12 protein-coding genes are annotated in these 10,677 nt (G+C 73.4%); 7 read left to right on the top strand and 5 right to left on the bottom strand.

What is annotated here, in order from left to right; translation table 11 throughout:
* Positions 1–30: 30 nt before the first annotated feature.
* Positions 31–441, top strand: coding sequence for a nitroreductase family deazaflavin-dependent oxidoreductase (locus ABD352_RS46285; protein ID WP_344618997.1), 411 nt, complete (start codon positions 31–33; stop codon positions 439–441).
* A gap of 6 nt (positions 442–447) precedes the next feature.
* A complete protein-coding gene (locus tag ABD352_RS46280; RefSeq protein ID WP_344618996.1) occupies positions 448–801 on the top strand; it encodes a VOC family protein in 354 nt (117 codons plus the stop codon).
* Position 802: 1 nt separating this feature from the next.
* Here the strand turns inward: ABD352_RS46280 and ABD352_RS46275 are convergent, their stop codons facing one another.
* On the bottom strand, positions 803–1,426 hold the full coding sequence (locus tag ABD352_RS46275; protein ID WP_344618995.1) for a CPBP family intramembrane glutamic endopeptidase: 624 nt from the start codon (positions 1,424–1,426) through the stop codon (positions 803–805).
* Positions 1,427–1,478: 52 nt separating this feature from the next.
* Between ABD352_RS46275 and ABD352_RS46270 the strand changes: the two genes are divergently transcribed.
* The 4 genes from ABD352_RS46270 to ABD352_RS46255 all read left to right on the top strand — a co-directional run bounded on the left by ABD352_RS46270 (position 1,479) and on the right by ABD352_RS46255 (position 6,043).
* The gene (locus ABD352_RS46270) at positions 1,479–2,576 is read left to right on the top strand and encodes an endonuclease/exonuclease/phosphatase family protein (protein ID WP_344618994.1); all 1,098 of its coding nucleotides are present in this window, start codon (positions 1,479–1,481) and stop codon (positions 2,574–2,576) included.
* Between the two features lie 109 nt (positions 2,577–2,685).
* Entirely contained in the window at positions 2,686–3,660 is a 975-nt protein-coding gene (locus tag ABD352_RS46265; protein WP_344618993.1) for a hypothetical protein, read from the top strand.
* Positions 3,657–4,148: a hypothetical protein gene (locus ABD352_RS46260; protein WP_344618992.1), complete on the top strand. Its 492-nt coding sequence runs from the start codon at positions 3,657–3,659 to the stop codon at positions 4,146–4,148. The genes ABD352_RS46265 and ABD352_RS46260 overlap by 4 nt, the downstream gene beginning before the upstream one ends.
* Positions 4,145–6,043, top strand: a complete 1,899-nt coding sequence (locus ABD352_RS46255; protein WP_344618991.1) for a DNA recombination protein RecN — start codon at positions 4,145–4,147, stop codon at positions 6,041–6,043. Before ABD352_RS46260 ends, ABD352_RS46255 begins: the two co-directional genes overlap by 4 nt.
* Here ABD352_RS46255 and ABD352_RS46250 read toward each other — a convergent pair.
* The gene (locus ABD352_RS46250; protein WP_344618990.1) at positions 6,016–7,683 is read right to left on the bottom strand and encodes an outer membrane protein assembly factor BamB family protein; all 1,668 of its coding nucleotides are present in this window, start codon (positions 7,681–7,683) and stop codon (positions 6,016–6,018) included. The two genes, ABD352_RS46255 and ABD352_RS46250, sit on opposite strands and share 28 nt — an antisense overlap.
* A gap of 82 nt (positions 7,684–7,765) precedes the next feature.
* Positions 7,766–8,188 carry a MarR family transcriptional regulator gene (locus ABD352_RS46245; protein WP_344618989.1) on the bottom strand — a complete coding sequence of 141 codons (423 nt, stop codon included), beginning with the start codon at positions 8,186–8,188 and terminating at the stop codon, positions 7,766–7,768.
* A 56-nt stretch (positions 8,189–8,244) separates the two neighbouring features.
* On the opposite strand from ABD352_RS46245, the gene ABD352_RS46240 reads away from it, so the two are divergent.
* Positions 8,245–9,018, top strand: a complete 774-nt coding sequence (locus tag ABD352_RS46240) for an alpha/beta fold hydrolase (RefSeq protein WP_344618988.1) — start codon at positions 8,245–8,247, stop codon at positions 9,016–9,018.
* A gap of 8 nt (positions 9,019–9,026) precedes the next feature.
* Here the strand turns inward: ABD352_RS46240 and ABD352_RS46235 are convergent, their stop codons facing one another.
* Both ABD352_RS46235 and ABD352_RS46230 read right to left on the bottom strand, forming a co-directional pair.
* On the bottom strand, positions 9,027–9,776 hold the full coding sequence (locus tag ABD352_RS46235) for an alpha/beta fold hydrolase (protein ID WP_344618987.1): 750 nt from the start codon (positions 9,774–9,776) through the stop codon (positions 9,027–9,029).
* Between the two features lie 50 nt (positions 9,777–9,826).
* Complete coding sequence (locus ABD352_RS46230; RefSeq protein ID WP_344618986.1) at positions 9,827–10,501, bottom strand: hypothetical protein; 675 nt, start codon at positions 10,499–10,501, stop codon at positions 9,827–9,829.
* Between the last annotated feature and the right edge of the window lie 176 nt (positions 10,502–10,677).

Genomic DNA, 10,677 nt, shown 5'->3' with positions numbered 1-10,677 from the left:
CGCGGCCGGAGCCCTGGAATGATGGATCGTATGAGTGACTGGAATGACAAGATCATCGAGGAGTTTCGCGCCAACGAGGGGCAGGTGGGCGGCCAGTTCGCGGGCGCGCCGCTGCTGCTGTTGCACACCGTGGGCGCCAGGAGCGGGCAGCCGCGGGTGAACCCGATGATGTACCAGAAGATCGACGACGGCTACGCGGTCTTCGCCTCCAAGGCCGGGGGGCCGACCAACCCCGACTGGTACCACAACGTGCTCGCCCACCCGTCCGTGCGCGCCGAGATCGGGGCCGGCGAGGTCGACCTCGTCGCCCGGGTCGCCACCGGCGAGGAGCGGGAGCGCATCTGGAGCGCGCAGAAGGCGGCGTACCCGGGCTTCGCCGACTACGAGCGCAAGACCGACCGCCAGATCCCGGTCGTCATCCTCGAACCCGCCGGAGCCTGAGCCGCCATGCGCGCGATCCGGATCATGCCGAACCTGCGGGTGGACGACGTCGAGGCGGCAAAGGGGTTCTACACCGGGTTTCTCGGCCTGAGCACCGAGGAGTTCAACATGGGCTGGGTGGCGCGCTACACCTCACCCGAGACCGGCGCCATCGTGCAGCTCGTCACCCGGGACCAGACGTCGCCGGAGGATGCCGCGATCTCGATCCACACGCCCGACGTCGAGGCGGCCTACGCCGAGGCACAGCGGCTCGGCTACGAGATCGTGCACCCGCTGACCACGGAGGAGTGGGGCGTGCACCGCTTCCTGGTGCGCGCCCCCGACGGCACCGTGGTCAACATCGTGGGGCACGACTCGTAGGTCAGGACGCGAAGTGGGTGCCGTGGTAGAAGAAGCGGCCCAGGCCCACGGTGAAGATGAGCAGGCCGTAGGCGGCGTGTTCGACGCAGACGGTGAACAGCGAGCGGGTCTGCTGGTAGCGGCGGGCGAAGAGCCAGCCGCCCAGCAGGGTCAGGATCACCGCGATCGGGTTGCCGAACAGCAGGTGGGCCAGGCCGAAGGAGACGGCGCTGGCCCCTGCGGCGATCTTCTCGTTGCGCAGCAGCGGGGCGTAGCGGTGCAGCAGGAACGCGCGGAAGAGCAGCTCCTGCGGGTAGACGGAGACCACGGGGTACGCCACCACGATCAACGCCCACAGGGCCGGGTTGTGCCGCGGCAGGTCGAACAGGTGCGCACGGTCGAAGAGGAACACGGCGGCGACGGCGAGGACCGCCGCGACGGCCCAGAGGCGCAGGATCCGCGGCCACGCGGGGCGCAGGGCCGAGGCGCGCCAGAGATCACGGCGGTCGAAGTCCGAGACCCGGCGGAAGTACCACACCACGCCGATCGTCAGCACCAGCAGGATCGGGATCGGGCCGCCCGGCACGTGCACGAAGGCGAACGTCACGGGAAGCGCGACGAACAGCAGGATGAACTCGGCCGCCATCCGGGGGACGGTGTCACCCACAGGTGACGATCTGCTTCTAATCTCGTGGACGATGCGCATCGCGAGCTACAACGTCGAGAACCTGTTCAACCGGGCCAAGGCGCTGGATCAGCGCACGTGGGCGGCCGGGCGCCCGGTGCTGGAGGCGTTCGCGCGGGCCGGAGAGCTGCTCGAGGAGTCCGTCTACACCGACGAGGTCAAGCGGGAGATCCTGCGCGAGCTGGCCCGGCTCGGGCTTCGCAACGGGGACCTGGCCAAGTTCGCGCGGCTGCGGCAGAACCGGGGCCGGCTGCTGAGGCGGGCCCGGGACGGGCGGGTCGAGGTGGTGGCCGGCGGGCGGGCCGACTGGATCGGGTGGGTGGAGCTGACCACCGACCGGTGCGACGAGCAGGCGCTGCTCAACACCGCCCGGGTGATCCTCGACGTGCGCGCCGACGTGCTCGGCGTGATCGAGGCGGAGAGCCGCCACGCGTTGAAGCGGTTCACCGAGGGCGGCCTGCGCGGGCTGTACCACCACATCATGGTCATGGATGGCAACGACGAGCGGGGCATCGACGTCGGGGTGATGTCCACTGGGGACTTCCCGCTGGTCGGGCAGCGGACCCACGTCGACGACGCGGACGAGCGCGGAAGGGTCTTCAGCCGCGACTGCCCGGAGTACCACTTCGACATCGGCCGGACCGAGCACCTGGTCGTGCTGGTGAACCACCTCAAGAGCAAGGGCTACGGCGGCAAGGTCGCCTCGGACGCGACCCGGCGCCGGCAGGCGGCCCACGTGAAGCGGATCTACGAGGCGCAGCGCTCGCCCTACGTGGTGGTGCTCGGGGACCTCAACGACACGCCGGAGAGCGATCCCCTCGCCCCGCTGCTGCGCGAGACCGACCTGCGCGACATCTCGGCCCACCCGGGCTTTTCCGACGGCGGGCGGCCCGGGACGTACGGCTACTGCACCGCCCGCAACAAGCTCGACTACGTGCTGCTCTCCCCCGCCCTGTTCGACGCCGCGACCGGCGGCGGGATCGAGCGCAAGGGCGTGTGGGGCGGCCGCAACGGGGTGCTGTGGCCCATCTACGACACCATGACGAGGGCGGTGCACGCGGGCTCCGACCACGCCGCGATCTATGCGGACATCGATCTGAACGAACTGTGATCCCACATACGGTGAAATTTGCGCTCAGAGTAGCCGTAACATCGCCCCGCGTGAAACTCTTGACTGCAGGTGAAGATCACACCAGCCGGGGGTCGGAAGCGGAGGGGAGATGACGGCGACTGCGGCCACCACCAGCCTCGCCTCTGGCGAGCCGCCGATCAACTTCGCCGCGCACCAGCTGCGGGCCGGCAACCTCGCCGGCGCGCGCGACGACTTCGAGCAGATGCTGGCCATGCTGCTCGCGGCGATCTACCCCGGCGCCCGGGCGATCAGCGCCAATCCCGGCGACTGGGGCATCGACATCCTCCTCGGCGAGCTGTCCGGGCTCGTGGTGATCTGGCAGTCGAAGTACTTCTGGCCGATCGTGACCCGCTCGCACCAGGGCCAGATCCGCGAGTCCTTCGACTCCGCGGTCGCCGCCGCCACGCGCAACGGCTACCGGCTGGCCCAGTGGGTGCTGTGCGTGCCGGCGAGCATGGACGCGCCGACCGCGCAGTGGTGGGACAACTGGCGGGCCCGCCGGCACCGCGAGACCGGCGTGCAGATCGAGCTGTGGCACGAGAACGCGCTGCGCAACCTGCTGATCAAGCCGGACTGCGCGCACGTGCGCCGACACTTCTACGACCCCTACGCGGCGCCGGCGGGGCCGGTCCAGCCTCCGCGCGTACCGCTGCACGACCTCGCCGCCGAGGACGCCGACACGCTCGAGCCCGCGCTGTTCGTGCGGCAGCTGCGCGCGGCCGGGCACCTGGAGGTCGGGGCGGCCAAGCGGGAGTACTTCAACGCCGACCTCCTGGCCCGCGAGATCCTCGACAAGCGGGTCCCGGCGGAGCTGGAGGCCCTCGACGAGGCCGACGGCGTGGTGCACGGCATCTGGGAGGCCGACTTCAACGCGCACGTGACCCGGCACCCCGGCAACCAGCTGCTGCCCGGCCTGCACGCCTCGGTGATGCACGAGATCCGGGAGACGGGCGCGTTCCCGGCGGGGCTGCGGGCCGGGCCGGTGCACCGCTGCGGGCTCATGCACCGGGTGGTCGAGCAGCGCCGGGCCGGCTGGGTGACGCACTGGCGGGAGCTGCTGTGACGCCCGACGATCTCACCCGCTTCCGGCAGGCGCGGCTGCTGCTCGTGCTGGCTTGCGCGGGCGAGCCGATCGACGCCGAGCGGCTGGGCGTCTACGAGTTCCTCGCCGGGCACCCGCTGCTGCTGGCCCGGGCCGACGACGACCCGGACCGCACGGCGCTGCGGCTGGCCGGGTTCGACGACCGGACGGTCGGCTACGCCAGCCCCGCGCAGCGCTTCGCCACCGCCCAGCTGCACCTGGGCCGCGACCTCGGCGCGCTGGTCGCCCGCGGGCTGGTCGACGTGGCCGCCGCCGGGCGGGTGACCTACGGGCTCACCGAAGAGGGAGCGATCATAGCCGGACGATTCACGGCGATGTATGCTCAGTCATACATCACAGCGGTACGCATCGTCATCCGGCGGCTCCGCCGCCTCAGTGGTCGTAAACTTCGGGAGGGCCTGCGCATCTGGCTCGTCCCGGTCATTCTCCCCATCGAGGATCGGCCATGATTGGTCTGCGCACCCACGGCATCCGGATCAGGCGGCTGCGCCTGCACGGCGACGACCGCGGCTACGACGTCGACTTCCGCGCCCCCGACGATGCGCCCCGCCCCCTGTCGATCCTCGCCGGGGCGTTCAGCACCGGCAAGACCACGATCCTCGAGTTCGTCGACTACTGCCTCGGCGCGGGCGACCACCCGCGGCACCCGGAGATCACGCCCAAGGTCAAGTCGGCCACGCTCGAGGTGGAGCTGTCCGGCTCGCCGTACCTCATCGAGCGCGCCGTCGGCGAGCCGTCGATGTTCGCCTACGTGCGGGCCGGCCGCCTCGACGAGCCCGGCGCCGCGCCGCGGGTGCGCCGGCCGCTGCGCCCCGCCGGCCACCCCGAGAGCCTCTCCAGCCTGCTGCTGTCGCACTGCAAGCTGCAGGGCGTGCGGCTGTCCCACGACGTCGACGACCCGCTGAGCTTCCGCGACCTCATGTGGCTGTGCCTGCTGCCCAACGAGCGCCTCGACGGCAAGGACCTGCTGTTCGAGAGCGTGCCGATGAAGCACCTCAAGCTGCGCCAGGTCGTCGACGTGGTCTTCGACGTGCACGACGACCACACCGTGGAGATCGGCCGGCGCATCCGCGCGGTCGAGGCCGAGCTGGCAACGGCCCGCACCGCCTACCGCGCGGCCGAGCAGCTCGTCGACGAGCAGCACGTCGGCACCCGGGACGACCTGGAGACCCTGCACCACTGGGCCAAGGAGGAGCTGGCCGCCTGCGCGGAGGCCCTCGCCGGCCTCGACGCCCGGGCCCGCGCCGCCACCGGCTTCGCCGCCGAGCTGCGCGAGCGGCACCGGGAGGCGGCCCGCGCCGCCCAGCGGGCCGACCACGAGCTGCGCGACCGCGAGACGCAGCTGCAGCGGATGATCCCACTGCGCGGCAGCTACGCCGACGACGTGAGCAAGTGGACCATGATGAGCGAGGCCGACCGGCTCTTCGAGACCGGGGCGAGCGCCTGCCTGAGCTGCCAGGCCCCGCTGGCCGCGACCGACGAGCGCTGCCCCGCCTGCCGGTTCCCGGTCGGCCCGGTCGACGTCTCCGGTGAGCTGCGCGCGGCCAAGACCCGCCTCGGCGAGCTGACCCGGCACCTGGAGGAGCTGGAACGGGAGATCCCGCGGCTGCGCTCGGCCGCCTCCCGGGCCCAGGAGGCCGAGTCGCGGGCCGCCGCCGAGGTCGACGCGGCTACCGCCCACGCGGTCACGCCGTTACTGGCCGAACGCGACGCCATCGCCCGCCGCCGCGAGGAGGCCGCGGCCACCCTGCAGCGCACCGTGAGCGGCCTGCGGCTGGTGCAGGGCCTGGAGCGGCGGGCCCAGGGCATCCTGCAGATGATGGACCAGATCGCGGCCGACCGGGGGGAGCTGGCCGCGGGCGGCACGCAGGCCCGCCGGGCCGACCGGTCGGCGGTCGTGCGCCGGGTCGGCGAGCGCTACCGCGCGATCCTGGCCGAGTTCCGCTACCCGAAGCTCGCCGACGCCTACCTGGCCGAGGACCTGACGCCGTACGTGCGCGGCGAGCCGTACACGGCCGCGTCCTCCGGCGGGCGCACCCTCATCGCGCTGGCCTGGCAGCTGGCGATGTTCGAGACGGCGTGGGAGTTGCGCTCGTCGCACCCCGGGTTCCTGCTGCTGGACAGCCCGCAGAAGAACCTGGGCGCGCTCGGCGACCTCGAGGACGGCGAGACCATCGAGCGCATCTACCGGCACATCGAGGACTGGCTGGCCGGCCGGGGCGTCGGCGCGCAGGTGGTGGTGGCCGACAACGCGCCCCCGCCGACCGCCGCCGACGACGTGATCGTGCGCTACTCGCGCCGCCCCGACCAGCCGCCCTACGGCCTCATCGACGACGACTTCTGAGGGGTCACCGCCACCACCACGGTGCCGAAGCGCTTCGCGTCGGCGTTGCCCATCATGCGGTACCGCTGGATCGCCTGCGCCTCGTCGGTCCCGGCCCACAGGACGTCGACCCGCAGCGTGGTCTTCGGCGACGAGAGGGTGCACGTGGCGTCGCCGTCGCGCTGGGCGGTGACGGGCTTGCCGGCGAAGCGGTCCCGCAGCTCGGCCGGGGGCAGCACCTTGCACGGGTCGGGGCGCTGCGCGGCGCCGCCGAGGTAGCCGGCCGGGCGGGGCACCGGGCGGATGCGGTACCAGGCCAGCTCCCCGCCGTCGCGGACCAGCAGCGCCGAGCCCGGCTGCGCCGTGGCGGTCGCCGGCAGCGCCGTGGCGTAGGACGCCGACGGCCCGTCCTCGGCGACGCCGCTCACGGCCATGAAGGGCACGGGCGCGGGGGCGGGGCCGACGGCGTACAGCCGGCCACCCTCGCGCACGAGGACCCGGACGGTCCGCTCGGCCCGCCACCGCTGCTTGCCGTCGGAGAGCGCGAACGCCTCGAGGGCGCCGTCGGTGTGGTCGCTCGCGCCGCCGGACTGGGCCACGACCGCGACGCCGCCCTCCACGGCCAGGTCGCAGAACTCGGCGCAGCCGTCGCCGGACCGCTCGACGAGGCGCTTGCCGCCGGGGCCGAAGACGCTGAACGTGCGGGTGCCGCGGACCAGGGTGGCGCCGTCGCGGACCAGCAGGCCCAGGCCGCCGTCGTCGGCCTCCGGGTCCAGCTCGGCGGCGGCCCGCAGCTTGCCGCCGCGGGCCTCGCGCAGCTCCAGGCGGTCGCCGTCGGCGCAGGCCAGGCGCACGGCCACGGTCCGGCCGTCGCCGGCGGCGGCGCGCAGGTCGCAGCCGTCGGGGAGCTCGGCGCTCCACAGGCGGCCCCCGTCGCCGGCCGCGAGCGCGTTGATCGTGCCGGGGGTAGGTGTGGTGCGGGCGGCCGCCTCGGCGCCGTCGTCCCCCGCTCCGAGCCTGGCCCTTCCGGGCTGCGCGCGCGGTGGCGCCGCCTGCGGCCCGAAGACCATGCGGTCCGGGCGTCCGGCCCGCGGCTTCGGCGTTTCCGGCTTGTCGGCCTTGTCCGGGGCGGTCGCCCACCGCATCGGGGATGCCTGTTGCGCCGGCTCGGCGACCAGCACGGCCGGGCCGGCCGCCATGGCGGTGGTGCGCGTGGTCAGCGGCATCCGCCAGCGCACCTCGCCGGTGCGGGTGGACAGCGCGGTGAGCTCCCCGGCCTTGGTGTCCCTGTGGAACGTGTTCACGAGCACCGAGCCGCCGCTCAGGTCGGACTGGGCCCACAGCACCGTGCCCAGCGCCCCGCCCGCATCCAGCGGACGCCGCCACCGCTGGGCGCCGGTGTGCGCGTCCAGACCGGCCAGTTCGGTCCTGGCCTGCGGCTGGGCGACGAGGACGTCCGCGGCCGGGTCGTACCCGACCACGTCCGGCATCGACGCCCCGAAGGCGGCGCCGCGCACCAGGTCGCCCGGGCGAGGCGCGCGCTCGGCCGTCGCCGGCCCGGTGGGCGGCGTGGGCGCCGGTTCCGGATGCGCGGCCACGCTGGCGGTGAGCACCGCCGCCGGAACGACCAGCAGCCCCGCCGCGACCAACGGCCTCCTCAAGACGCCTCCCCGTGTCTTCGGCCATGTCCGACATAACGCTAATTCCGGACATATCGGAAGGCACGCAGCGACATGCGCCGGTTCAGCCGGACGAGGGCACGAGGTGCCGATACAGGGTTTCGAGCGCCCGCTGTACGTCGGGCAGCGCCCGCGGATCATCCAGCGCCTCGAGCAGCGCATCGTCGGCCGGCTCACTGCCGATCACGAGGAACCCGCCGCGCGGGTCGGGCGCGGGCCGCACGAGCGTCCGCCGCCGGTCCCGCGGATCGGCCTCGGCGACGAGCAGCCCCTGCTCCTGCAGCCGGGCGATGGAGGCCGACACGTGACTCTGCGGAAACCCGGTCCGCGCCGCGACCTCCCCCACCGAGCTGTCCGGATGGTGGTGCACGTCGACGAGCACCGACCGCACGCTGGCCGGCAACCCCTCGGCCCCGAGCGAGGGCATGGCGGTCCCGGCCAGCTTGACGAGCGTCCGCCCGAGCACGAGCAACTGCAGTCCGTTCACGATCCAACAATACAGCATTCTTGATGCATCAGAACTGATGGTTTAACGTCGGCCCCATGCACACGTCCATCCACGGCACCGGCCCCCACCACCTCGTGATCGTCCAGCCCGGCGACGGCGACGCGGACGCGAGCGCCGCCCTCGTCCAAGAGCTCGTGGCCACGGGCGAGTTCACCGTGCTCACCTACGACCGCCGCGGCCTGTCCCGCAGCCCGGCCGGCGACGACCCCGTCACCATCGAGTCCCACACCGACGACCTGGCCCTGCTCCTGGCCAAGCACGCCTGGCCGCCGGCGGACTTCCTGGGGATGAGCATCGGCGCGCTGATCGGGCTGGACCTGGCGGCGCGGTACCCGGCGCTGGTGCGCACCCTGATCGCCCACGAGCCCCCGCTGACCCAGGTCCTGCCCGACCCGGCGCCGTTCGTCGCCCGCCAGCGAGCGGTCGAGGAGGCCTTCGCCGCCGAGGGCCTCCCGGCCGCCATGCGGCAGTTCCTCGCCCTGACCGCCCTGGACCTGGGCGACCGCGAGCCGGACGCGCAGATCCCCCGCCCCGGCCCGGAGCGAGCCGCCAACCTGACGTTCTTCCTGACCCACGATGCCCCGGCCGCCCGCCGCTTCCGCCTCTACCTGGAGCCGTTGCTGTCGGGCCCTCCCCCGCGGGTCCTGCCGGCGGTGGGCACGAGCACCTCCACGCGCCCGCACGCGGAGCCGGCGCACGCCCTCGCCCGCCTGCTGGGCACCGCGGCGGTCGAGTTCCCGGGCGGCCACTCGGCCCACGTCCTGCGCCCGAAGGCCTTCGCCGCCCGGCTGCTGGAGGTCCTGCGGTAGGCCTCAGCTCAGCAGTACGCCTCGAGCAGTTCCAGGCACTGCCGCGGGCTTTCCACGTGGGCGTTGTGGCCCAGCCCGGCGAGCGTGACGGCCGGAACCCCCAGCCGCGCGAGCTGCTCGTCGGTGTTCATGGGGTCGCGCTCGCCCCGGGCCAGGACGACCGGCGACCGCGACCCCGCCAGGAGGCCGGCCATGTCGGGCGCGCCCACCCCGAACGCGGCCGGGTCCAGCGCGAGCCGCCACCGGCCGTCCTCTTCGCGGATGCCGTCCCGCACCGCACCGTCCCGGTCGGCGAGGAGACCCGCCAGCCCGGACACCCGCAGGTGCCGGGCGGTGGCCTCCTCCTGCGAGCCGAACCAGGCCACCGGACGCCGGGCCAGCGCCTGCGCGCGGTCCAGCTCCTCGTCGCTCCAGGCGACCTTGATGCCCAGCCCGACGACCGCCGCCGCCGGGAACCGGGCGGCCAGCGCCAGTGCGACCACGCCGCCGAGCGAGTGCCCCAGCACGACCGTGCGGCCGGCCGACTCCACCAGCGGGCGCACCGCCTCCGCGAGACCATCGAACGTGTACTCGGACAGCGCCGCCGACCGGCCGTGACCGGGCAGATCCGGCGCCAGCCAGCGGCCGGGCCAGCGCTGCGCCAGGACCGGCTCCCACCCGGACCACACCGCACCGGTCGCGCCCAGCCCGTGCAGCAACAGCAGCAACGGGTCGCCCTCGCCGCCGCCGCGCACCCGGAGCTCCTGGTCCTGGTTCATTCCTGGAGTCTGCCATCCCGCAGGGTGCGAAGCCGCGCCGCGGCGAGTCCCTACGGCTCGTCCAGCACGATTTCGATACGCGTGGCCAGCACGATGTCCATCACGCCTTCGATCTGGACGCAGACCGCGGTGCTGCCCGGCGATCGGGCCAGGCGGACCGTCAGGGCCGGCGTGCCCGCGAGGGGGTACTCGAACCAGCCGTCGGCGCGCTCGTCGCTGGTGTTGTCGAGCGCACCGGTCAGTGCCGCCTCGTCCAGGTCGTCGTAGCGGTAACCGATGCAGGCACTGAAATGCCGGAGCGCCGGTACGAGGCGATCCTCGTCAACCCGACCGGCAACCCGCGTCACAAGCTCCGGCACACCGGCGTCCGCGGCTCCCGGGCGGGGCGGCGTCAGCCGATCAGATTGCGGGTCGTACACGTCGAGCCCATACGCACCGGCGACCAAGGGCAGCGCGGTGACGGCATCCCACCCGTAGGACAGCGTCAGCGTGATGAAGCGATCCGCGAGATCGGTTCGCCCCCACGGCTGCCGCCAGCCCAGGTCGTGGTGCCACGGCGCGATGTGGTCCGCCAGTTCGGGCCAGCGACGCAGGAGCTCGGCGCGCAACGCCAGCACCCGCGCATCCGGCGCCAGTCCCTTCGCCCGTTCATCCGCGAGCCGTCCGGCCAGCCGACGAGGATTCCTCGCCGCTCCGGACGGCCAGAAGTACAGATCGAAGCTCACCGGAAGCAGTCTAAAAGGGGCCCGTCGCCAGCCGAATCCCGAGGCGCTGGGCTCGCCGGCGCTCGTCGCGGGATGTCCTCGGATAGACGGGCTTGACAGTGGCCGCGGGGCGGGCAAAGCTTCTCGGAGAGCGCTCTCCCACGCCCGGCCACCGCCATCGTCCGGGCTACACACCC

The sequence above is a fragment of the Dactylosporangium salmoneum genome, assembly GCF_039532525.1.
In the GTDB taxonomy this organism is placed as follows: Bacteria; Actinomycetota; Actinomycetes; order Mycobacteriales; family Micromonosporaceae; genus Dactylosporangium; species Dactylosporangium salmoneum.
The sequence above is the reverse complement of the archived record's forward strand: the minus strand, read 5'-3'. Positions and strand labels throughout refer to the sequence as shown.